We start from the raw sequence: 23382 nt of genomic DNA, 5'->3' as shown, positions 1-23382 counted from the left end.
CGCATAGACTATAGCGCAAAGCGCTGCTGGAAACGCCAGTAGCGTCCAGCTTTTGAGATTAATTCGTCATGGCTGCCGGATTCGATAATCTGCCCACCGTCAAGCACACAGATGCGATCCATTTTTTCCAGTCCGCTCAGGCGATGCGTCACCATGATCAGCGTTTTTCCCTGGCTAACCTGCTGTAGCAACGTGAGAATCTGCTGCTCGGTCGCGGCATCCAGACCTTCGGTCGGCTCATCCAGCAGCCACAGGTCGCCATCGTGCAGCAGCGCACGGGCAATCGCCAGCCGGCGCAGTTCACCGCCGGACAGCGGTCGGCCGCCTTCTCCCATCCACGCATTCAGCCCTTCACTTTGCTGCGCCAGATGCGCCAGCCCAACCCGCTGCAATACGTCAATCAGCTGTGCATCGCTGGCCTGTGGTGCTGCCAGTAGCAGATTAGCGCGCAGCGTCTGGCTGAAAAGATGGACGCGCTGCGTGACAACGCTGATGCGCTGACGCAGGCTGGCTTCGTCCCACGCCGTCAGATCAATCCCGTTCAGGCGAATCGTGCCGCGCTGCGCTTCCCAGCCGCGCGTGATCAGCGCCAGCAGGCTGGATTTCCCGCAGCCGGTCGGGCCCAGCAGCGCCAGATGTTCACCGGCTGCTAACGTCAGGGAGAAATTGTGCAGCACCGCTTCTGGCCGCTGCGGATAGCTGAAATCGATCTGTTCCAGCGTCAGGCTGAGGCCGCGCTGCGTCGCAACCGGTTGTGTCGGGAAGTGAATGGCTGGCGGTTGATCGATGATCTCCTGCACGCGCTGCGCCGCGTGCGTCACCTGCGCCAGTGGCAGAAATGCGCCGGCCACCGGTGCCAGCGCTTCAAACGCGGCCAGCGCGCAAAACACAAACAGGGCAATCAGTGCACCCGGTGTGCTATTGGTGCCGACGCCGCTGGCGGCCAGCCACAGCAGCAGCGTAACGGTACTGCCGGCGATCAACGTAAGCAGGCTCTGCGCCACCGCCTGCAGCCGGTGTTGCTGCTGCTGCGCCTGTTGCCACGCACGTTCTTCCTGATCCAGCCGCTGTCGCCACAGCGCCGCCGCGCCGTAAATCTGCAGCTCGGCCAGTCCGCTGAGCCAGTGCGTCAGTTGCAGGCGCCAGCGAGCCTGGTAACGGGCAATCTGCGCGCCGGTGCGCGCGCCGAGTCGCCAGAAAAGCGGCGGCATCAGCAGCAGCGTCAGCAACATGATCGCCCCAAGCAGCAGCGCCAGTCGCATATCGAGTAGCGCCAGGCCACAGGTCACCACCACAATCACCACCGCCGCACCCAGCAGTGGAGAAATAACGCGTAAATAGAGATGGTCGAGGGTATCAACATCGCTGACAAATCGGTTCAGCAGTTCGCCGTGACGAAAGCGCGCCAGCTGCGCCGGTGCCAGCGCCATCAGCCGGCTGAAGGTAAAGACGCGCAGATGCTGCAGCACGCGGAAAGTGGCGTCGTGGCTCACCAGCCGTTCAAAATAGCGCGCGGCGGTGCGGGTGATTGCCGCGCCACGCACACCAGCTGCGGGCAGCATGTAATTGAAGCTGTACAAGCCGGCGACGCCAGCCAGCGAAGAGGCAGCAAGAAACCAGCCGGACAGCGTCAGCAAGCCGATGCTGGCGAGCAGCGTGACAATCGCCAGCACCACGCCAAGACCTAAACGCCACGGATGGCGGCGATACAGGCGCAGGAAAGGCAGTAACGTGCGCATCAGGCAATCTCCTTCTGACGATGCTGCGCCAGCTCGCGCAGCGGGCCGGCTTCAGCGATCAGCTGTTGCCAGTGGCCCTGCTGCACCAGTTGTCCGGCCTGCATCACCCACACCTCATCCCATTGGTCGAGGGCGTGCAGCTGATGGGTAATCATTAACGTAGTTTGCTGCTGTGCGGCCTGCTGTAGCGCGCCCATCACGTGCTGCTCACTCTGGCTGTCGAGCCCGGATCCCGGTTCGTCCAGCAGCAGCAGGCGGGCCGGTTTCAGCAGCGCCCGCGCAACGGCGATGCGCTGTGCCTGCCCAACGGACAGGCCGATGCCGCCATCGCCAACTGGCGTATCCAGCCCCTGCGGCAGACGCGACAAAAATTCGCTGACGCCAGCGCGCTGCAGCACGGCGGTCAGCGTGGCCTCGTCCACCGGCGTGTCAGTGAGCTGGAGATTGTCACGCAGCGTCGCCGCCGGCAGCTGCGGATTTTGTCCTACCCAGGCCAGCTGCTGCTGCCAGCTGCTGCGGCTGATGTCGCGCAGTTCCTGGCCGTTAATGCACAGTGAACCCTGGTAGGGCAGAAAACCGAGCAGGACATTCATCAGCGCACTTTTTCCGGCGCCGCTTTGCCCGACCAGCGCCACGCGCTGACCGGGAGTAAGGCTGAAATTCAGCGGCTGTGACAGCGCCTCGCCGGTGGCGGTCATGATCACCAGATCCTGCGCCCGTAGGGAGAGTGGCGCGTCAGCATCCAACGTTTGCGTGGCCGCCTGCGGCGCGCGCTGGGGCGTTTCGCGCAGGAAGGTATCCAGCGCGTCTGCGCCGCCCACCGCCTGCGCTTTGGCATGGTAAAAGGTGCCAAGATCGCGCAGCGGCTGGAAAAATTCGGGGGCAAGAATCAGCGCGAGGAAACCGGCAAACAGCGTCACGCCGGTGCCGTAGTGGCCAAAATTGAGTTCACCCAGGTACGAGAAGCCGAAATAGACCGCGACCACGGCAATCGCCAGCGAGGCGAAAAACTCCAGCACCGCAGAGGAGAGAAAGGCGAGGCGCAGCACTTCCATGGTGCGCTGACGAAAATCCTGCGTAGTGGCGGCAATCGCCTGCTGCTCAGCGTCCGCGCGGTGAAACAGGCGCAGCGTTTCGCGTCCGCGCAGACGGTCATAGAAATCGCCGCTCAGACGCGCCAGCGCAAGAAAATTACGCCGGTTGGCATCGGCCGCACCCATGCCGACCAGCGCCATAAACAGCGGAATCAGCGGCGCGGTCGCCAGCAGAATCAGTCCGGCGGCCCAGTTAATCGGGAAAATGGCGATCAGGATGGCGAAGGGCACAAACACCGCCAGCGACATCTGCGGCAGATAGCGCGCGTAATACTCCTGCATCTCTTCGATCTGTTCCAGCAGCAGCGTCGCCCAGCTCCCGGCCGGTTTGCCCTGAATCCAGGCCGGACCGAGCGTATTCAGCCGGTCCAGCACCTGTTGCCGCAGTGCACGGCGAATCGCCACGCCGGCCCTGAAGCCGGCCATCTCACGACAATAGTGCAGCGCGGCGCGCAGTGCGAAGCACAGCAGTAGTAACAGGAAATCACTCACCAGTTCAGCGCGGGGTTGCTGTTCCACCAGCAGTTTTTGCAGCAGGGAGGCCAGTAGCCAGGCCTGGGCGATGAGAATTAACGCCGCAGCAAAACCTGCCAGCGAAGCCAGTCGCAGGCTGCGTGCGCCATGATGACGTTGCTGGCGTAACCAGCGCAGCAGTTCGTGTTGCCGTGATTTGTTCATGCGAAGCCGTTTGATCACCGTGACGAGAGGCAAAATCCGACGCTAAATGCCGGACAGACGGGTGGCAGAACTGTAGCACGCAGGCGATAAAAAAGGCGACCAAAAGTGGCCGCCTCAGTGCAATTATGATCAGATAATTAACAACTTACTTATCGTTTTTAACCAGACCATCCAGATAACGTTCCGCATCCAGCGCGGCCATACAGCCGGTACCGGCAGAGGTAATGGCCTGACGATAGATGTGGTCCATTACGTCACCGGCAGCGAACACGCCCGGCACGCTGGTTTGCGTGGCGTTGCCCTGCAGGCCGGACTGCACTTTGATATAGCCGTTTTCCAGATCCAGCTGGCCATCGAAAATCGCCGTGTTTGGACTATGACCGATGGCGACAAACAGGCCCGCCACTTCCAGCGAGAGCGGGGCTTCACCTTTGGTTGACGAGAGTTTCAACCCGGTGACGCCCATCTGATCGCCTACCACCTCGTCCAGCGCGCGGTCAGTGTGCAGCACGATGTTGCCGTTACGCACTTTCTCCATCAGGCGGTCAATCAGGATTTTCTCAGCGCGGAAGCTGTCACGACGGTGAATCAGGTGCACTTCAGAAGCGATGTTCGCCAGATAGAGCGCCTCTTCAACGGCCGTGTTACCGCCGCCAATAACCGCGACTTTTTGGTTGCGATAGAAGAAACCATCACAGGTGGCGCAGGCCGATACCCCTTTGCCTTTGAATGCCTCTTCTGACGGCAGGCCAAGGTAGCGCGCTGAGGCACCGGTCGCGATGATCAGCGCATCCGCCGTGTATTCGCCGCTGTCGCCGGTCAGGCGGAACGGACGGTTCTGCAAATCAACCGTGTGAATATGGTCAAAGATGATTTCGGTGTTGAACTTCTCAGCATGCTCCTGCATGCGTTCCATCAGCGCAGGGCCGGTCAGATCGTGCGGGTCGCCCGGCCAGTTTTCGACTTCAGTCGTGGTGGTGAGCTGGCCGCCTTTTTCCAGTCCGGTAATCAATACCGGGTTCAGGTTAGCGCGGGCGGCATAAACCGCTGCGGTGTAACCGGCAGGGCCGGAGCCCAGAATGAGCAGCTTACTGTGTTTGGCCGTACTCATGCGTTCCTCAGTGTGTGTCTGACAACATAGTTTTCGATTGTAGGGAAATTACTGTCGCAAAAAAAGGTTTCAGCAATTTTGTTAACAATCACTGCAAGCGGCGTAGACGATGAATGGCAATTCTGCACGCGCGCTGCGCCAAAAGGGGGCATTGCTCGGCAATTTGTGGTGCAGCTGTATAAAAATTCTCATTTAAAAACAGCAACCCAGTACGCTGTCTGGCATCTTGTACTGAATTTGGATGTTTTACTTTGACAATCGCCTGCGCTTTTGCGAAAACATTGTCAGAAGCAGAGAAAATTTAGCGGTTCGAAACAGAATTTCAGCTCTGTTTTGCGCAATTTCGCCAAATAAACTCAGCCTGACATTGGTAATGACGCATGATGTGGACAGACAGCATGCGTCATACGGATGGTCGCGTTACTGCACAGGCTTAAAGACTTCACTTCAGTAAGGCCCTGAACATTGAACGTTTTCAGGGTTTGGCAGGTAAAGGGAAGGAATTAAGAGAGACAATAATAATGGTAGACAACAAGAAACGCCCCGGAAAAGATCTGGATCGGATCGACAGAAATATTCTGAATGAACTGCAGAAAGACGGTCGTATTTCCAACGTTGAGCTTTCAAAACGTGTCGGCCTCTCGCCAACACCTTGTCTTGAACGCGTACGTCGCCTGGAACGTCAGGGTTTTATTCTGGGCTACACCGCGCAGCTGAACCCGCACTATCTCGATGCTTCACTGCTGGTATTCGTTGAGATTACTCTGAATCGCGGCGCGCCGGATGTGTTTGAACAATTTAACGCCGCTGTACAAAAACTTGAGGAAACTCAAGAATGTCACCTCGTTTCCGGTGACTTTGACTACCTGTTGAAAACCCGCGTGCCGGATATGTCCGCCTACCGTAAACTGCTGGGTGAGACCTTGCTGCGCCTGCCGGGCGTCAACGACACCCGTACCTACGTGGTGATGGAAGAGGTCAAACAGAGCAATCGTCTGGTGATTAAGACCCGGTAACGCAGGGCAGGTGCAAAGCTTGCAGGATTTCGGTACACTCCTGTGAATTCATACAGGACCAGCGTCAGGCAAGCCTGGCGCTGTTGCCTTCTTAATTTACAGGCACCTGGAGAGTTCTCTTGAGCCAGGAATATACAGAAGATAAAGACGTTTCATTACAACCACTGAGCAGCGGACGTCGGCTGCTGGAAGCGTTGCTCATCCTGGTGGCCTTGTTTGCCATCTATCTGATGGTGTCGCTGGTTAGCTTTAATCCCTCCGATCCCAGCTGGTCACAAACCGCCTGGCACGAGCCGATCCACAATCTGGGCGGCAGCGTGGGCGCATGGCTGGCCGATACCCTGCTGTTTATTTTTGGTGTGATGGCCTACGCCATTCCGCCAGTGATTATTGGTCTGTGCTGGATCACCTTCCGTCAGCGCGATCGCCAGGATTACATCGACTATTTTGCGGTGGGCCTGCGGCTGATTGGCGTGCTGGCGCTGGTGGTGACCACCTGCGGACTGGCTGCGCTGAACGTGGACGATATCTGGTATTTTGCCTCCGGCGGCGTAATTGGCAGCCTGGTGAGCAATGCGATGGCGCCCTGGTTCAGCGGTGCCGGTGGCACGCTGACGCTGCTGTGCGTCTGGGCGGCGGGTATCACGCTTTATACCGGCTGGTCCTGGCTGGCGATTGCCGAGAAGATCGGCAGCGTGGTGATGGGCGTGCTGACCTTTGCCAGCAACCGCTCGCGCCATGATGAACCCTGGCAGGAAGAAGACGACTACGACGAGGCGCACCCCGACGAAGCGGTTCCGCCACTGCGCACTGCGCCGGCTCAGGACGACGAAGATGACGTACTGCTGGCTAAGCCCCGACAGGTAGCGGAACCTGTGGCTGAAGTCGCCAGCGACGATCCTCTGCTGGCGAAAGCCAGTGCGGCTACCGCGGCTGCGCTGGCCGCCACCAGTGACGCCGCACGTCAGGCGCCGGCCGTCGCTGCGCCTGAGCCATCCGCACCGGCGGTAAACGTAGCTCCACAACCTGCGCCGTCACAGCTGACTGCGGCTGCTCCGGCATCGGTATCCGTTGCCAGTGCGCCTGCGGCGCAAGCTATTCCGCCAGCAGAGCCCACGCCAGCAGAGCCCACGCCAGCGGCTCCCCCGTTATATCGCTTCGAAGTACCTGCGTCACCGGCCGCCGACGCCTTTTCGCTCGCTGAAGAAGATGATGGCCCGCGCATGGGTAACTGGCAGAGTGCCGATCAGGCCGCCACACCGCTGAATACGGCAGCCGCTGCCGCACTCGGTTCAGCGACGGCCGCCGCTGCTGCCCGCTCTGCGGCTTACACGCCAGCCTTTAATGTGGTGCCGGAGCGCGATTACAACCCGCAGGTGAAACAGGGTATTGGCCCGGAACTGCCGCGTCCTAACAAAGTTAAGCTGCCAACCCGGCGTGAGCTGGCCTCATACGGTATCAAACTGCCATCGCAACGCATGGCAGAAGAGAAGGCACGTGAAGAGGCCGACCAGCAGCAGCCGGAAATCAGCGCCAGCTGGCAAGTGCCACAGCCGCACGATGATGATAACGCTGCGCTGCAGGAAGCCCAGCTGCGCGAAGCGTTCCATTCGCAGCAGCAGCAGCGGTACGGTGACAGCTGGCAGCAGCAGCCGGCAGAGGAAGAAGATGAAGAGGCGCTGCAGCAGGCCCAGCTGGCGCAGCAGTTTGCTCAGCAGCAGCAACAGCGTTACAGCCAGCCTGAGCAGGAGAGCGCGCCAGTATTTAATCTGGATACCTCAGCAGCGTTTGATTTCTCTCCGATGAAAGATCTGGTTGATGACACGCCGAGCGAGCCGCTGTTTACTATTGCCGCCACGCCAGAGCCGGACGCTCCGGCCCAGTGGCAGCAGCCAGCGGCACCTGAGCCGGCGGTACCCGCATCGCTGAGTGAGGAAACCAGCCCGTGGTCAACGCCAGACGACGAGGTTTACGCCGCGCCGGCTGAAACGCCGAAGCCTGTCGCCCCTGCGCAGGACAGCCTGTTCCACCCCTTCCTAGTGCGTCACGAACAGCCGCTGGAGAAACCTTCCACGCCGCTGCCGACGCTGGATCTGCTGACGTCGCCGCCGGCGGAAGAGGAGCCGGTGGATATGTTCGCACTGGAACAGACCGCGCGTCTGGTTGAAGCGCGTCTGGCGGATTACCGCGTGAAAGCCGAAGTGGTGGGCATCTCTCCGGGGCCGGTAATCACCCGCTTTGAGCTGGAGCTGGCGCCGGGCGTCAAGGCCGCACGTATTTCTAATCTGTCGCGCGACCTGGCACGTTCGCTCTCTGCCGTTGCGGTGCGTGTGGTTGAGGTGATTCCGGGCAAGCCTTATGTCGGCCTCGAACTCCCCAATAAACATCGTCAGACCGTCTATCTGCGTGAGGTGCTGGACTGCGATAAGTTCCGCGACAACCCTTCGCCGCTGTCGGTGGTGCTGGGTAAAGATATCTCTGGTCAGCCCGTGGTGGCCGATCTGGCGAAGATGCCGCACCTGCTGGTGGCCGGTACCACCGGTTCCGGTAAGTCGGTTGGCGTCAACACCATGATCATCAGCATGCTGTATAAAGCCACGCCGGAAGAAGTGCGCTTTATCATGATCGACCCGAAAATGCTCGAGCTGTCAGTGTATGAGGGCATTCCCCATCTGCTGACGGAAGTGGTCACCGACATGAAAGACGCGGCCAACGCGCTGCGCTGGAGTGTGGTCGAGATGGAGCGCCGCTATAAGCTGATGTCTGCGCTGGGCGTGCGTAATCTGGCCGGCTATAACGAGAAGATCGAGCAGGCGGCCGCAATGGGCCGGCCAATTCCGGATCCGTTCTGGAAACCGGGCGACAGCATGGACACCACGCCGCCGGTGCTGGAAAAACTGCCGTACATTGTGGTGTTGGTTGATGAGTTCGCTGACCTGATGATGGCGGTGGGCAAGAAGGTTGAAGAGCTGATCGCGCGCCTGGCACAGAAAGCCCGTGCCGCAGGTATTCACCTGGTGCTGGCTACCCAGCGTCCGTCGGTGGATGTGATTACTGGCCTGATTAAGGCCAACATTCCGACGCGCATCGCCTTTACTGTGTCCAGTAAAATTGACTCGCGTACCATTCTCGATCAGGGCGGTGCGGAATCCCTGCTGGGTATGGGTGACATGCTCTATATGCCACCTAACTCCTCCATGCCGGTACGTGTTCACGGTGCCTTTGTGCGTGACCAGGAAGTGCATGCGGTCGTGCAGGACTGGAAAGCGCGTGGGCGACCGCAGTACATCGACAGCATTACCGCCGGTGAAGAGAGTGAAAGCGGTGGTGGCGGACTGGACGGCGATGAAGAACTGGATCCGCTGTTTGACCAGGCGGTGGCGTTCGTGGTGGAGAAACGCCGCGCGTCGATCTCCGGCGTGCAGCGCCAGTTCCGTATCGGCTACAACCGCGCGGCGCGGATTATCGAACAGATGGAGGCGCAGGGCATTGTCTCGGAGCCGGGCCACAACGGTAACCGTGAAGTGCTGTCACCGCCACCTCACGAAATGTAAGACTTTTCTCCGCAGTGTTATGCCGGGCCAGTGTAAACTGGCCCGTTGTTTATCTGTGGTCCGATCCCCATATCATTGGGAGCTTTCGGCTTTTTCTCCTGTCGAACTGACGGAGCGGCGACTACGGTTAATGCAGTAAGTGTCAGGAAACCATGAATAAGGAATCGTATCAGATGAAATTTCGCGTTATTGCCTGTGGCCTGCTGGCCGGTTTTGTTGCTTCTTCTGCCCTGGCGGATGCTTCCAGCGATCTGCAGCAGCGCCTTAATAAAGTGAACAGCTTCCATGCCAGCTTCAGTCAGAAGGTGACTGACGGTAGCGGCGCAAATGTGCAGGACGGCGAAGGCGAACTGTGGGTAAAACGTCCGAGCCTGTTTAACTGGCACATGACTGCACCGGACGAAAGCGTGATTATCTCCGACGGTAAAAATCTGTGGTTCTATAATCCTTTTGTGGAACAGGCGAGCGTTAGCCTGCTGCAGAATGCCACCAGCAACACGCCGTTTATGCTGATTGCGCGTAACCAGCCCTCTGACTGGCAGCAGTACAACATTAAGCAGCAGGGGGATAATTTTGAGCTGACGCCTAAAAGCAGCGATGGCAACCTGAAACAGTTCACCATCAATGTCACTTCCGCAGGCACCATCAATCAGTTCAGCGCGATCGAGCAGGATGGACAGCGCAGCAGCTATCAGCTGAAGAGCCAGAAAAACGGCGCTATCAGCCCGGATAAATTCACCTTTACGCCGCCAAAAGGGGTAACGGTGGACGATCAACGTCAGTGAGGTGAGGGTGAGTAACCTGTCGCTGGATTTTGCACCGTCAAATGAGTTCAGACCGCTGGCTGCGCGTATGCGGCCAGCGACGCTGCAGCAATATATTGGTCAGCAGCATCTGCTCGCGGCCGGTAAGCCGTTGCCGCGCGCTATTGAAGCGGGTCAGCTGCACTCCATGATCTTATGGGGACCGCCGGGTACCGGTAAAACCACGCTGGCGGAGATCATCGCGCATTACGGCAAAGCCGATGTCGAACGCATTTCAGCGGTGACTTCCGGCGTTAAAGAGATCCGCGAGGCCATTGAGCGCGCGCGGCAGAATCGCCAGGTGGGGCGTCGCACTATTCTGTTTGTTGATGAGGTGCATCGCTTCAATAAGAGCCAGCAGGATGCGTTTTTGCCACACATTGAAGACGGCACCATCACCTTCATTGGCGCAACCACGGAAAATCCCTCCTTTGAACTGAACTCGGCACTGCTGTCGCGCGCGCGCGTTTATCTGCTTAAATCGCTGACCAGCGCGGATATCGAACAGGTGCTGGAACAGGCGATGCAGGATAAAACACGCGGTTACGGCGACAGCGATATTCTGTTACCGGACAATACCCGGCGCATGATCGCTGAACTGGTCAACGGTGATGCACGACGCGCGCTGAATACGCTGGAAACGATGGCCGATATGGCTGAGCTCAATGCGCAGGGACAGCGGGAGCTAACGCCTCAGCTGCTGAATGAAGTGTCGGGTGAACGCGCGGCGCGTTTCGATAACAAAGGCGACCGCTTTTACGATCTCATCTCGGCACTGCACAAATCGGTTCGCGGTTCAGCCCCGGATGCGGCGCTTTACTGGTACGCGCGCATCATCACTGCCGGTGGCGATCCGCTGTACGTGGCGCGGCGGCTGCTGGCGATTGCTTCGGAAGATGTCGGTAATGCCGATCCGCGCGCCATGCAGGTAGCCATTGCCGCGTGGGATTGTTTTACCCGCGTCGGGCCTGCGGAAGGGGAACGTGCAATTGCCCAGGCAATTGTTTATCTGGCCTGCGCGCCAAAAAGCAATGCTGTTTATACCGCCTTCAAAGCGGCGATGCGTGATGCACGTGAGTTCCCGGATTACGATGTGCCGGAACATCTGCGCAATGCACCGACGAAGCTGATGAAAGAAATGGGCCTCGGCAAAGAGTACCGTTACGCGCATGACGAACCCAATGCCTATGCGGCCGGCGAGGTGTTTTTCCCGCCGGAAATGGCGCAGACCCGCTACTATCAACCCACCAATCGTGGCCTTGAAAGCAAGATCGGTGAAAAACTCGCCTGGCTTGCTGAACAGGATCAAAATAGCCCGATAAAACGCTACCGCTGATAAACGCGTTACGGTAAGGTGAGCAAGGATTTCAATGCATTCCGGTGGAATGCATCCCTCCATTCGTTCAATCAACCTTTTATTACACAGGATAAGCATGCTCGATCCCAATCTGCTGCGTAATGAGCCAGACGCAGTCGCAGAAAAACTGGCACGCCGGGGATTTAAACTGGATGTGGATACGCTGCGCTCCCTCGAAGAGCGTCGTAAGGTGTTGCAGGTAGAAACTGAAAACCTGCAGGCTGAGCGTAACTCCCGCTCCAAATCCATCGGTCAGGCCAAAGCACGTGGGGAAGATATCGAGCCACTGCGTCAGGAAGTGAACGCGCTGGGCGAACGCCTGGATGCGGCGAAAGCAGAGCTGGATACCCTGCAGAACGAAATTCGTGACTTTGCGCTTGCGCTGCCGAACCTGCCGGCCGACGAAGTGCCGCTGGGTAAAGATGACAGCGAAAATCAGGAAGTGAGCCGCTGGGGCCAGCCGCGCCAGTTCGATTTCCCGGTGAAAGACCATGTAGAGCTGGGTGAAGCGGTCAAAGGGCTGGATTTCGCCTCGGCGGTGAAACTGACCGGTTCGCGCTTTATCGTGATGCAGGGCCAGATTGCTCGTCTGCATCGCGCGCTGAGCCAGTTCATGATCGATCTGCACAGCCAGCAGCACGGTTATCTGGAAACTTACGTGCCATATCTGGTGAACCACGAGACGCTGTACGGTACCGGTCAGTTACCAAAATTTGGTGAGGATCTGTTCCATACCAAACCGCTGGGCGAAGAAGCAGGCAGCAGCAACTATGCGCTGATCCCGACCGCCGAAGTGCCGCTGACTAACCTGGTGCGCGATGAGATCGTTGAAGAGGAATCTCTGCCGATCAAACTCACTGCCCACACGCCTTGCTTCCGTTCCGAAGCCGGTTCTTACGGACGCGATACGCGCGGTTTGATCCGTATGCACCAGTTCGACAAAGTGGAGATGGTGCAGATCGTCGCACCGGAAACCTCCATGGACGCGCTGGAAGAGCTGGTCGGCCATGCGGAGAAAGTGCTGCAGCTGCTGAACCTGCCGTACCGTAAAGTGCTGCTGTGCACCGGCGACATGGGCTTCGGCTCAGCCAAAACCTATGACCTGGAAGTCTGGCTGCCGGCGCAGGACACCTACCGTGAAATCTCCTCCTGCTCGAATATGTGGGATTTCCAGGCGCGCCGCATGCAGGCTCGCTGCCGCAGCAAAACGGACAAAAAACCGCGTCTGGTGCACACGCTGAATGGTTCAGGCCTGGCGGTGGGGCGTACGCTGGTGGCCGTGCTGGAAAACTATCAGCAGGCGGATGGTCGTATTACAGTGCCGGACGTGCTGCGCCCGTATATGGGCGGGCTGGAATATATCGGCTAACAGGCATTCATGCACAAACCCGGCTCAGGCCGGGTTTTTTATTTCTTAAGCGCGTCAGCCATTATTTTTTAACCGGAATTAATCAGAAATAAACGTTATCGTCATCGTTGCGAGTCAAACCATCAAAAATGTATAAATTCATGTAGATAGATTCAGATATAAGACCTTTTTCAAGCCCTGTAACCCGCTGAAGATAAAAATAATAAATTGTTCAGCAGCAAAATGTGCGGCGCTGTTTTTTTGCACATTGACTTTGCCATCACCAATGGCAAACTGCGCGCAAATCTGTTCATTTCTTTTGGTTTTATTCCCTATGTCAACCTGGTCGCGCCCCGTCCTGCTGCTGCTTTGCGGCTTAATGCTGATGACGGTGTCTATTGCTGTGCTTAATACGCTGGTGCCGCTGTGGCTCACTCACGATCAACTGCCGACCTGGCAGGTGGGCATGGCGAGCTCTGCTTATTACACCGGTAACTTACTGGGCACCTTGCTGGCGGGCTGGTTGATTAATCGCTATGGCCTTAACCGCTGCTTTTACCTTGCCAGCGTACTGTTTGCGCTGGCAACCATGGGCATGGTGCTGCTGGACGGCTTTTACAGCTGGACGCTGCTGCGCTTCACCGCGGGCGTAGGCTGTGCACTGATTTGGGTGGTGGTTGAGAGTGCACTATTGTGCAGTGGTACCGTACGCAATCGCGGTCAGCTGCTGGCCGCTTACATGATCATCTACTATCTTGGCACCGTTGCCGGTCAGCTGCTGGTGAGCCGTGTCTCGACAGAACTGCTGCACGTCATTCCCTGGGTGAGCGCGCTGATCGTCTGTGCCGTGCTGCCCGTGGTGTTTGTGCAGGTCAACGCCGGTGCGGCTACTGAAGAAGCCTCAACCGGGCGTATCTGGAGCATGCTGCGCCGCCGCAGTTCGCGTTTGGGTATCAACGGCTGCATTATCTCCGGTATCGTGCTCGGTTCGCTCTACGGCCTGATGCCGCTTTATCTTTCGCATCAGGGTATGAGCGATGCCACCGTGGGTTACTGGATGGCGCTGCTGGTCAGTGCCGGGATTGTCGGTCAGTGGCCGGTAGGTCGTCTTGCCGACCGCTTTGGTCGCCTGATGGTGCTGCGCGTGCAGGTGTTCGTGGTGATTCTGGGTGCGATTGCTATGCTGAGCGGAACGGCAATGGCACCGGCACTGTTTGTGCTGGGGCTGGCTGGCTTTACGCTTTATCCGGTGGCCATGTCCTGGGCGTGTGAAACGGTGGCGCATCATGAACTGGTGGCGATGAATCAGGCGCTGCTGTTCAGTTATACCGTTGGCAGTCTGGTCGGGCCGGGGATGACCGCGATGCTGATGCAGAACTATTCCGATCGCCTGCTGTTTGTGATGATTGCGGTGGTGGCGCTGGTCTATCTGGTGATGCTGCTGCGTAAAGCCGATCAGCATGCAACACCGGTGGCGCACGCCTGATGGCAGTGATTAAACGGGACATTCGCAACCTGTCGCAAATGTCCCGGCGGTAACGCTCTGTTTCTTGACGGTAAAGCTTCAGCTGCAGGCCAACCGTCTTAATACATGACGTTATGGCCGTAGCCGGCAAGAATATTTTTCACCCGCTCCATGGTCTCTTTCGTTGGCGGCTTCACGCCTTCCAGCTTGTACTCTTCACCCATCGCAATCCATTTATGCTTGCCGAGTTCGTGATAAGGCAGCAGCTCAATCTTCTCAATGTTACTCATGTCTTTAGTAAATTCACCGAGGCGATGCACCGAATCGTCATCGTCCGAATAACCCGGCACTACAACATAGCGAATCCAGGTCCTTTTACCGCGCTTTTGCAGATAGCGGGCGAAATCCAGCGTGCGGTGGTTTGACACGCCGACCAGAATTTCATGGATATCATCATTGATTTGCTTGAGGTCGAGCATCACCAGATCGGTCGCATCAAGCAGTTCATCGATCACCGGATCGTAACGACGCACAAAGCCGTTGGTGTCGAGGCAGGTATGGATGCCCTCGGCCTGGCAGGCGCGAAACCAGTCGCGCACAAATTCAGCCTGCAGAATGGCTTCACCGCCGGATGCCGTCACGCCGCCACCAGACGCATTCATAAAGTGGCGATACGACAGCACATCCCTCATCAGCTCATCGACGGTGATCTCCTTACCGCCGTGAGTGTCCCAGGTATCGCGGTTGTGGCAGTACAGGCAGCGCATCAGGCAGCCCTGGAAGAAGGTGATAAAACGGATGCCGGGACCGTCAACGGTGCCGCAGGATTCAAACGAGTGGATACGACCGATGGTTGACATTGCGATGTATTCTCCGGTTCAGCCTGGCGTGCAGGCGGCACAATCTGTGTTGTGCTCTGGGGATGTAAGTCGGTTTTGCCAGACTGCCTGCAAAAGCAGACTGGCAAAACAGGCTTGTGGAGAAAAGGCTCCCGCAGGAGCCTTTCGATTAAAGTGAGGAGGATTACAGCGACTGAGTAAAGGTACGGGTAATCACATCCTGCTGCTGCTCTTTCGTCAGCGAGTTGAAACGTACGGCATAACCGGAAACGCGGATGGTCAGCTGTGGATATTTCTCAGGGTGCTCCATGGCATCCAGCAGCATTTCACGGTTCATGACGTTAACGTTCAGGTGCTGGCCGCCCTCGATACTGGCTTCGTGATGGAAGTAACCATCCATCAGGCCAGCAAGGTTGGTTTTACGCACGTTATCATCTTTGCCCAGCGCATTCGGTACGATAGAGAAGGTATAAGAGATACCGTCTTTGGCGTAGGCAAATGGCAGTTTGGCCACGGAAGTCAGTGAAGCGACAGCACCTTTCTGGTCACGGCCATGCATTGGGTTGGCACCTGGTCCAAATGGCGCACCGGAGCGGCGACCATCCGGGGTGTTACCGGTTTTCTTACCGTATACCACGTTGGAGGTGATGGTCAGTACCGACTGCGTTGGCACCGCATTACGGTAGGTCTGCAGTTTCTGAATTTTCTTCATGAAACGTTCAACCAGGTCACAGGCCAGATCATCCACGCGCGGGTCGTTGTTACCGAACTGCGGATATTCACCTTCAATCTCGAAGTCCACTGCCAGACCATCGGCGTCACGTACGGGTTTCACTTTGGCATATTTAATCGCTGAAAGTGAGTCCGCGGCGACAGACAGGCCTGCGATACCACACGCCATGGTACGGTAAACGTCACGGTCGTGCAGTGCCATCAGCGCGGCTTCATAACTGTACTTATCATGCATGTAGTGGATGATGTTGAGTGACGTGACGTACTGTTTTGCCAGCCAGTCCATGAAGTGGTCCAGACGCGCCATCACGGTGTCATAATCCAGCACATCATCAGTGATTGGCGCTTCTTTCGGGCCGACCTGCATTTTCAGCTTCTCGTCCACACCGCCGTTGATTGCGTACAGCAGTGTTTTAGCCAGGTTGGCACGTGCGCCGAAGAACTGCATTTGTTTACCGACAATCATCGGGCTCACGCAGCAGGCGATGGCGTAGTCATCATTGTCAAAGTCCGGACGCATCAGGTCATCGTTCTCATACTGCAGCGATGAGGTGTCGATGGAGACTTTTGCCGCATACTTTTTGAAGTTAACCGGCAGTTTCTCAGACCACAGGATGGTCATGTTTGGTTCCGGTGATGGACCCATGGTGTACAGCGTGTTCAGGAAGCGGAAGGTGCTTTTCGTCACCAGCGTACGACCGTCAACGCCCATACCAGCCAGTGATTCAGTGGCCCAGATTGGGTCGCCAGAGAACAGTTCATCGTATTCCGGCGTACGCAGGAAGCGCACCATACGCAGTTTCATCACCAGATGGTCAATCAGTTCCTGCGCCTGCTCTTCGCTCAGTTTACCGGCTTTGATATCGCGCTCGATGTAAACGTCAAGGAAGGTGGACACGCGACCAAACGACATCGCGGCACCGTTTTGTGATTTCACTGCTGCGAGGTAACCGAAGTAGGTCCACTGTACTGCTTCCTGCGCGGTGGTGGCTGGCAGGGAGATATCAAGGCCATATTTGGCGGCCATCTCTTTGATCTGGCCCAGTGCGCGGTGCTGTTCAGAAATCTCTTCACGCAGGCGAATGGTGGCTTCGAGATCAACGCCATTTTCCATGTCACTCTGCAGTGAGTTGAACTGAGCCACTTTGTCTTTCATCAGGAAGTCGATGCCGTACAGCGCGACGCGACGGTAGTCACCGATAATACGACCGCGGCCATACGCATCTGGCAGACCGGTCAGCACGCCGGATTTACGGCAGCGCAGGATATCCGGGGTGTAAACGTCAAACACGCCCTGGTTGTGGGTTTTGCGGTAATCGGTGAAAACTTTCTTAAGCGCCGGGTCCAGCTCGCGGCCGTAAACTTTACAGGAGCCTTCCACCATTTTGATGCCGCCAAACGGGATAATGGCGCGTTTCAGCGGGGCTTCAGTCTGCAGACCAACGATGGTTTCCAGCGATTTGTTAATATAGCCCGCATCGTGTGAGGTGATGGTAGACGCTAAATCAGTGTCGAAATCAACCGGTGCATGGGTACGGTTTTCAATTTTGATGCCTTCCAGCACGCTGTCCCACAGTTTGGTGGTGGCTGGCGTCGCGCCGGCGAGGAATGCTTCGTCACCTTCATACGGCGTGTAGTTTTTTTGGATGAAGTCACGGACGTTGACGCTGTTCTGCCATTCACCGGCGCTAAATCCTTCCCAGGCTGACGCCATTTTTTCATTCAGTTCGGACATGATATACCTGCCTTATTTAGGGAGACTGTGACGTATGGCGCGCTGCTCAGCACGCCCGTACTTAATGACTCAGTGCGCGGACTCACCGTCGCGCAGATAGATAACCCAATAGGTCAACCCAACTAACAGACCGCCGCCAATGATGTTGCCGATGGTCACGGGAATCAGGTTATTAACAATAAAATCGCCAATGCCCAGTGCAGGAAATTGCGCCGCGCTGGCACCGGTCATCTGCCAGAATTCCGGGCTGGCAAAATCGCGAATCATGATGGCCATCGGGATCAGGAACATATTGGCGATGCTGTGCTCAAAGCCGCTGGCTACAAACATCGCAACCGGTAAAATCATCGCTACCATTTTGTCGAGCAGGCTACGGCCGGAGTAGCTCATCCACACCGCCAGACACACCATCAGGTTAGCCAGTGTACCGAGGCTTACCGCTTCGATAAACGTATGATGCATTTTGTGGTCGGCGGTCTGTAAGACATTCAATCCCCAGGCACCATTTGCGACCATATGCTCACCGGCCAGCCAAATCAGCGCCACAAAAAACAGCGCGCCGCACAGGTTGCCAACGTAGACATTGAGCCAGTGACGACCCAGTTGCAGCCAGGTAATGCGTCCGCTGGCTTTAGCCACCACAATCAGCACCGTTGAAGTAAACAAATCAGCGCCGCAGACGACAACCAGCATTAAACCCAGTGAAAAGCAGATGCCACCGATCAATTTGGCCATGCCATACGGCATAGTGCCGCTGCCGGTGGTGGCGGTGATATAAAACACAAAGGCAATGGAAATAAAGACGCCAGCAGTGATAGCCAGAAAGAAGGTGGTTAAGGGATGTTTAGTCGCTTTATAGACACCGGCATCTTCTGCGACTTTTGCCATCGCCGCCGGTAATAATGAATTAAAAGGGTTGTCAGCTTTCACACTAACGCTCTCCAGAAATTGTCTGTAAAGATACTAACAAAGGAGTATAGGTCAGGAGTTGATGTGGATCATATTTGCCGAAACGGCAGGGTTAAGCAAAGCCGTAAAATGGCCAAAAATTCAAGTAAGCTATTGAAATTTATTAAATAAATAATTTTTAATTTATGCAAAATAAGTTGAAGATGCGGCTGGCTTCAGCATTATTTTGTTAAATGCTGTTTATCAATGATAGTGAATTGTTATTTATTATTTTCTGCGCCCGATGAATTTTCAGCGGCATTAAAAAAGGGCACTGGATACTGCCAGTGCCCGTTAATTTTCAGGCTAATTGGTCACAGACAAAATGAGCCGATTTATTTCGCAGACCAGTAACGACGTTTTGCCGCCTGTAATTTTTCATACGCGGCCAGCAGTGCCTGATGCGCCGGGAACGCGTGCAGATCGCGGTCAACCACCTGCAGACCGTAGAACGGTGCCTCACCGCTGATGGCAGCCGAAGCGGCGTCGACGGCGGCTTCGCCATACATGCGCACAAACGCGCGATGATACTGCAGCGGATCGCGATCTTCTTCCATCGCCAGCAGCAGCAGAGTCTGCAGGCAGCGATAGTAGTTGGCACGCTCAGGGCTGAAGATCGACTGGTTGAATTCCATGGTCCATTCCGTCCAGATCAGCGCCTGATCCAGATCGCCACCGGCCAGCGCCAGCATCGCTTTCAGCTCGCCAATACGCAGCGTGAACCAGCCGTTGTCTTTGCCGGTCGCCAGCCCCAGCAGTTCACGCACGCGGGTGAAGTCATCATGACCTTCTTCATCCAGCTGTTCGATCAGAGCCAGATACTCCTCGGGTTGCCACTGGGTTGCTGGCAGGGATAACAGCGTTTCACGCAGTGATGCACCCATGTTGTTATTCGCCAGCAGCAGGTCTTCGGCAGGGTAAATATCAGACATGCCCGGTACGATAATGCGGCAGGCGTAAACGCCCAGATGTTCGTAGTCGGCGATATACACTTCTTTATCTTCCGCACGGAAGATCGCCATCAGCGTATCGAACTCTTCATGGGTGGTGCCGGCAAAGCTCCAGTCGACAAAGGGATAGTCGGCATCGTCTTTGAACATATCCCAGGAGATCAGACCGCTGGAATCAATGAAGTGGGTTTCAAGGTTAGCGTGTTCAGCCACTTCTTCATCATCGAAGGTGGGCGGGGTAAACACGTCGAGATCTTTCAGGCCGCGGCCCTGCAGCAGTTCGGTGACGGTACGTTCCAGCGCGACACCAAAGTCCGGATGGGCGCCAAAAGAGGCAAAGCAGGTGCCGTTAGCCGGGTTGAACAGCACCACACAGATCACCGGATAGTTGCCGCCCAGCGAAGCGTCGTAGGAGAAAATCGGGAAACCTTCCGCTTCAAGACGATTGATAGCCTCCACCACGCCAGGATAGCGCTGCATCACCGCTTCAGGAATTTCCGGCAGGCTGATGGATTCCGCGATAATGCGGTTTTTAATATGGCGCTCAAACACTTCGGATAAGCCCTGTACGCGCGCTTCATTGGCGGTGTTGCCAGCGGACATGCCGTTAGACACATACAGGTTGCCGATAATGTTCATCGGAATGTAAACAGTTTGCTGATCGGACTGGCGGGTAAATGGCAGGCCGCAAATACCGCGATCGGCATTACCAGACTGCAGATCCACCAGATCGGATGCGCTCAGGCTCTGTTCCGGATCGTAAAACTTACGCAGGCGTGCATCCAGAATGCCTTCCGGCAGGCTGTCATCGTCGCTCAGCGGGAACCATTTCTCGTTCGGGTAGTGCACGAAGTCGCCGTTAGCGATGGTTTCGCCCAGCCAGAAATCGGCAAAGAAGTAGTTGGTTGAGAGGCGCTCAAAATATTCGCCCAGCGCTGAGGCCAGCGCCGCTTTTTTACTGGCGCCTTTACCGTTAGTAAAACAGAGCGGGCAGTCGCGGTCGCGAATGTGCACAGACCAGACGTGCGGCACCGGGTTTAGCCAGGAAGCTTCTTCAATGTTGAAACCCAGATCCTGCAGTTTCTGCTGGAAGCGTGCGATGGAGTCTTCCAGTGCGGCGTCTTTACCTGGAATAAACGTTTGCGTCATGGTGGCGCTCTCTCAAGTCGATGGTTGGGCGTAAAGCGCGCAATAATACGGGTTTTGCGCCTGCTTCGCTATTGCTCCGCCAAATTTCTCAACGCATTGTTACGGCTTTTTCGCGCTCTGGCAGCTGTCTGATTTTACTTCACCGCACTGCCTCACAAAATTCCGTGGCTTATTACATTTGTGACATAAGCTGCGGTGGAGCGGGTTCTGGAAATGTGATCGCTGCCGGATAAATGATTGCAGCCATCCGGAGGCAATGATAAAACCGATGGGGTATTCATAACCGTTCGATATGACAATGGTGAGGGGAAATGGCGCAGGTTTATAATTTTAGCTCCGGACCGGCAATGCTGCCGGTGGAAGTGCTTCGTCGTGCAGAACAAGAACTGACAAACTGGCATGGCTTAGGCACCTCGGTGATGGAAATCAGTCACCGCAGCAAAGAGTTTATTGAAGTCGCGGAAGCGGCGGAGCAGGATTTTCGCGATCTGCTGAAAATCCCGGCCAACTACAAAGTATTATTCTGCCATGGCGGCGCGCGTGCGCAGTTCGCGGCAATCCCGGGCAATCTGCTGGGCGATGCCAGCCGCGCGGATTACATCGATGGCGGCTACTGGGCGCACAGCGCTATTAAAGAAGCAGAAAAATTCTGCTCGCCGAACGCCATTGACATCAAAACCACCCGTGAGGGTAAACGCGCACTGTTACCGATGCGTGAATGGCAGCTCAGCGATGATGCTGCTTATGTGCATTTCTGCCCGAATGAAACCATCGACGGTATTGCCATCGATGAAGAGCCAGACTTCGGCGATAAAGTGGTGGTGGCCGATCTCTCTTCGACCATCCTGTCCCGTCCGCTCGACATCAGCCGCTACGGCGTGATTTATGCCGGCGCGCAGAAAAACATCGGTCCCGCTGGCCTGACGCTGGTGGTGGTGCGTGATGACCTGCTGGGCAAAGCGCAGCGCTGGGTGCCCTCCATTCTCGACTACAAAGTGCTGGCCGAAAACGATTCGATGTTTAACACGCCGCCGACGTTTGCCTGGTACCTCTCCGGCCTGGTGTTCAAATGGCTGAAAGAGAAGGGCGGTGTAGCGGAGATGGACAAGGTTAATCAGGCGAAAGCCGATCTGCTGTACGGCGTGATTGATAGCAGCAGCTTCTACCGTAACGACGTCGCCAGTGAAAACCGTTCCCGGATGAACGTGCCTTTCCAGCTGGCCGATGCTGCGCTGGATAAGGTGTTTCTTGAGGAATCACTGAAGGCGGGCCTGCATGCGCTGAAGGGGCACCGTGTGGTTGGCGGTATGCGTGCCTCGATCTACAATGCGATGCCGCTGGAAGGCGTTAAAGCGCTGACCGAATTTATGGTCGACTTCGAACGTCGTCACGGTTAATTATCTACTTTAGTGCCAGCCTGCCCGGCTGGCATCAGACCCTGTCACTGGACAGGGTCTCGTATTTCTGGAGATTTGGTTTCACATGCAGGACTCCCTGACTTTACAGCCGATTGCCCGCGTTGACGGCACGGTAAACTTACCGGGCTCAAAAAGCGTATCAAACCGCGCCCTGTTACTGGCCGCGCTGGCGAACGGCACCACGCGCCTGACCAACCTGCTCGACAGCGATGATGTTAAACACATGCTTAATGCGCTGCAGGCGCTGGGCGTCAGCTATACCCTGTCAGCCGATCGCACCGTGTGTGAAGTGGTCGGCAATGGTGGACCGCTGCGTGCCGAACAGCCGCTGGAATTGTTCCTGGGCAATGCCGGAACCGCGATGCGTCCGCTGGCGGCCGCACTGTGCCTCGGCGAGCAGTCGGTGGTGCTGACCGGCGAACCGCGCATGAAAGAGCGTCCGATCGGCCATCTGGTCGATGCGTTACGGCAGGGCGGCGCGCGCGTTGATTACCTCGAACAAACCGACTATCCGCCGCTGCGTCTGAACGGCGGATTTACCGGCGGCGAAGTCAGTGTCGATGGCAGCGTTTCCAGCCAGTTCCTGACGGCGCTGCTGATGACCGCGCCGCTGGCACAGAACGACACCACGATCACCATCAAAGGCGAGCTGGTTTCCAAACCCTACATTGATATCACTCTGCACCTGATGCGTTGCTTTGGCGTGGACGTTGAGAATCAGCACTATCATCGCTTTGTGGTGAAAGGTCAGCAGCAGTATCAGTCGCCGGGTGATTATCTGGTGGAAGGCGATGCGTCGTCAGCGTCCTATTTCCTTGCCGCTGCGGCAATCAGAGGCGGCACGGTGCGCGTTACCGGGATTGGCCGCAACAGTGTGCAGGGCGACATCCGTTTTGCCGATGTGCTGGAGAAGATGGGAGCGGTGATTGAGTGGGGCGACGATTATATTGCCTGCACGCGCGGTGCGCTGAACGCTATTGATATGGACATGAACCATATTCCGGATGCGGCAATGACAATCGCTACCACCGCGCTGTTTGCCGAAGGCACCACGCTGATGCGCAACATCTATAACTGGCGCGTAAAGGAGACCGATCGCCTGGCGGCCATGGCGACCGAGTTGCGTAAAGTCGGGGCGGAAGTGGAAGAGGGGCACGATTTTATTCGGGTCACACCGCCTGCGCAGCTACAGCACGCCGATATCGGCACGTACAACGATCATCGTATGGCGATGTGTTTCTCGCTGGTTGCGCTGTCTGACACGCCGGTAACCATTCTCGATCCCGGCTGCACGGCAAAAACCTTCCCGGATTACTTCCAGCAGCTGGCAAAAATCAGCCACACATCCTAATCCACCCGCCCGGCACCGCTGTGCCGGGCTTCTGAACCCTCTGCTGGCCTCACTGGCGGGAAATTGTTCTGAAACTGTCGAAATTTCTGGCGCTG

16 protein-coding genes are annotated in these 23382 nt (G+C 56.7%); 8 read left to right on the top strand and 8 right to left on the bottom strand.

Annotation, left to right across the window (positions count from 1 at the left end; genetic code table 11):
* Nucleotides 1-8: 8 nt before the first annotated feature.
* The 3 genes from cydC to trxB all read right to left on the bottom strand — a co-directional run bounded on the left by cydC (nucleotide 9) and on the right by trxB (nucleotide 4622).
* Nucleotides 9-1739: a heme ABC transporter ATP-binding protein/permease CydC gene (gene cydC / locus AC6I7J_RS12805; protein ID WP_058780816.1), complete on the bottom strand. Its 1731-nt coding sequence runs from the start codon at nucleotides 1737-1739 to the stop codon at nucleotides 9-11.
* A complete protein-coding gene (gene cydD, locus AC6I7J_RS12800; protein WP_498005858.1) occupies nucleotides 1739-3511 on the bottom strand; it encodes a heme ABC transporter permease/ATP-binding protein CydD in 1773 nt (590 codons plus the stop codon). The genes cydC and cydD overlap by 1 nt, the downstream gene beginning before the upstream one ends.
* Before the next feature lie 145 nt (nucleotides 3512-3656).
* The gene (trxB, locus tag AC6I7J_RS12795) at nucleotides 3657-4622 is read right to left on the bottom strand and encodes a thioredoxin-disulfide reductase (RefSeq protein WP_058775366.1); all 966 of its coding nucleotides are present in this window, start codon (nucleotides 4620-4622) and stop codon (nucleotides 3657-3659) included.
* 521 nt (nucleotides 4623-5143) lie between these two features.
* On the opposite strand from trxB, the gene lrp reads away from it, so the two are divergent.
* From lrp to serS, 5 genes are all read left to right on the top strand, one after another.
* The gene (gene lrp, locus AC6I7J_RS12790; RefSeq protein ID WP_006118610.1) at nucleotides 5144-5638 is read left to right on the top strand and encodes a leucine-responsive transcriptional regulator Lrp; all 495 of its coding nucleotides are present in this window, start codon (nucleotides 5144-5146) and stop codon (nucleotides 5636-5638) included.
* 119 nt (nucleotides 5639-5757) lie between these two features.
* A complete protein-coding gene (locus AC6I7J_RS12785) occupies nucleotides 5758-9192 on the top strand; it encodes a DNA translocase FtsK 4TM domain-containing protein (protein ID WP_498005856.1) in 3435 nt (1144 codons plus the stop codon).
* Between the two features lie 173 nt (nucleotides 9193-9365).
* Nucleotides 9366-9977 carry an outer membrane lipoprotein periplasmic chaperone LolA gene (gene lolA / locus AC6I7J_RS12780; RefSeq protein WP_010618286.1) on the top strand — a complete coding sequence of 204 codons (612 nt, stop codon included), beginning with the start codon at nucleotides 9366-9368 and terminating at the stop codon, nucleotides 9975-9977.
* A 7-nt stretch (nucleotides 9978-9984) separates the two neighbouring features.
* Nucleotides 9985-11331, top strand: a complete 1347-nt coding sequence (locus AC6I7J_RS12775) for a replication-associated recombination protein A (protein WP_498005855.1) — start codon at nucleotides 9985-9987, stop codon at nucleotides 11329-11331.
* Between the two features lie 97 nt (nucleotides 11332-11428).
* Nucleotides 11429-12721, top strand: a complete 1293-nt coding sequence (serS, locus tag AC6I7J_RS12770) for a serine--tRNA ligase (protein ID WP_058757768.1) — start codon at nucleotides 11429-11431, stop codon at nucleotides 12719-12721.
* Between the two features lie 138 nt (nucleotides 12722-12859).
* Here the strand turns inward: serS and AC6I7J_RS12765 are convergent, their stop codons facing one another.
* The gene (locus tag AC6I7J_RS12765; RefSeq protein WP_498007246.1) at nucleotides 12860-13135 is read right to left on the bottom strand and encodes a hypothetical protein; all 276 of its coding nucleotides are present in this window, start codon (nucleotides 13133-13135) and stop codon (nucleotides 12860-12862) included.
* On the opposite strand from AC6I7J_RS12765, the gene AC6I7J_RS12760 reads away from it, so the two are divergent.
* The gene (locus AC6I7J_RS12760) at nucleotides 13035-14186 is read left to right on the top strand and encodes an MFS transporter (RefSeq protein WP_498005853.1); all 1152 of its coding nucleotides are present in this window, start codon (nucleotides 13035-13037) and stop codon (nucleotides 14184-14186) included. The genes AC6I7J_RS12765 and AC6I7J_RS12760 overlap by 101 nt on opposite strands.
* 98 nt (nucleotides 14187-14284) lie before the next feature.
* Here the strand turns inward: AC6I7J_RS12760 and pflA are convergent, their stop codons facing one another.
* The 4 genes from pflA to ycaO all read right to left on the bottom strand — a co-directional run bounded on the left by pflA (nucleotide 14285) and on the right by ycaO (nucleotide 20518).
* Nucleotides 14285-15025: a pyruvate formate lyase 1-activating protein gene (gene pflA, locus AC6I7J_RS12755; RefSeq protein ID WP_058757766.1), complete on the bottom strand. Its 741-nt coding sequence runs from the start codon at nucleotides 15023-15025 to the stop codon at nucleotides 14285-14287.
* 163 nt (nucleotides 15026-15188) lie between these two features.
* Nucleotides 15189-17471, bottom strand: coding sequence for a formate C-acetyltransferase (gene pflB / locus AC6I7J_RS12750; protein ID WP_498005850.1), 2283 nt, complete (start codon nucleotides 17469-17471; stop codon nucleotides 15189-15191).
* 69 nt (nucleotides 17472-17540) lie between these two features.
* On the bottom strand, nucleotides 17541-18401 hold the full coding sequence (gene focA, locus AC6I7J_RS12745; RefSeq protein WP_021508350.1) for a formate transporter FocA: 861 nt from the start codon (nucleotides 18399-18401) through the stop codon (nucleotides 17541-17543).
* Nucleotides 18402-18754: 353 nt separating this feature from the next.
* Complete coding sequence (ycaO, locus tag AC6I7J_RS12740) at nucleotides 18755-20518, bottom strand: 30S ribosomal protein S12 methylthiotransferase accessory factor YcaO (protein ID WP_127833869.1); 1764 nt, start codon at nucleotides 20516-20518, stop codon at nucleotides 18755-18757.
* 311 nt (nucleotides 20519-20829) lie between these two features.
* Between ycaO and serC the strand changes: the two genes are divergently transcribed.
* Both serC and aroA read left to right on the top strand, forming a co-directional pair.
* Complete coding sequence (serC, locus tag AC6I7J_RS12735) at nucleotides 20830-21915, top strand: 3-phosphoserine/phosphohydroxythreonine transaminase (protein ID WP_021508348.1); 1086 nt, start codon at nucleotides 20830-20832, stop codon at nucleotides 21913-21915.
* Nucleotides 21916-22000: 85 nt separating this feature from the next.
* The gene (gene aroA / locus AC6I7J_RS12730) at nucleotides 22001-23287 is read left to right on the top strand and encodes a 3-phosphoshikimate 1-carboxyvinyltransferase (protein WP_498005848.1); all 1287 of its coding nucleotides are present in this window, start codon (nucleotides 22001-22003) and stop codon (nucleotides 23285-23287) included.
* Nucleotides 23288-23382 lie beyond the last annotated feature (95 nt).

The organism is Type-C symbiont of Plautia stali (assembly GCF_059730935.1).
This window is presented reverse-complemented; position numbering and strand designations above follow the sequence as displayed.

Coding starts and splice junctions, on each gene's coding strand:
- cydC (WP_058780816.1), bottom strand. CDS start 1,739: ATGCGCACGTTACTGCCTTTCCTGCGCCTGTATCGCCGCCATCCGTGG.
- cydD (WP_498005858.1), bottom strand. CDS start 3,511: ATGAACAAATCACGGCAACACGAACTGCTGCGCTGGTTACGCCAGCAA.
- trxB (WP_058775366.1), bottom strand. CDS start 4,622: ATGAGTACGGCCAAACACAGTAAGCTGCTCATTCTGGGCTCCGGCCCT.
- lrp (WP_006118610.1), top strand. CDS start 5,144: ATGGTAGACAACAAGAAACGCCCCGGAAAAGATCTGGATCGGATCGAC.
- lolA (WP_010618286.1), top strand. CDS start 9,366: ATGAAATTTCGCGTTATTGCCTGTGGCCTGCTGGCCGGTTTTGTTGCT.
- serS (WP_058757768.1), top strand. CDS start 11,429: ATGCTCGATCCCAATCTGCTGCGTAATGAGCCAGACGCAGTCGCAGAA.
- AC6I7J_RS12760 (WP_498005853.1), top strand. CDS start 13,035: ATGTCAACCTGGTCGCGCCCCGTCCTGCTGCTGCTTTGCGGCTTAATG.
- pflA (WP_058757766.1), bottom strand. CDS start 15,025: ATGTCAACCATCGGTCGTATCCACTCGTTTGAATCCTGCGGCACCGTT.
- pflB (WP_498005850.1), bottom strand. CDS start 17,471: ATGTCCGAACTGAATGAAAAAATGGCGTCAGCCTGGGAAGGATTTAGC.
- ycaO (WP_127833869.1), bottom strand. CDS start 20,518: ATGACGCAAACGTTTATTCCAGGTAAAGACGCCGCACTGGAAGACTCC.
- serC (WP_021508348.1), top strand. CDS start 20,830: ATGGCGCAGGTTTATAATTTTAGCTCCGGACCGGCAATGCTGCCGGTG.
- aroA (WP_498005848.1), top strand. CDS start 22,001: ATGCAGGACTCCCTGACTTTACAGCCGATTGCCCGCGTTGACGGCACG.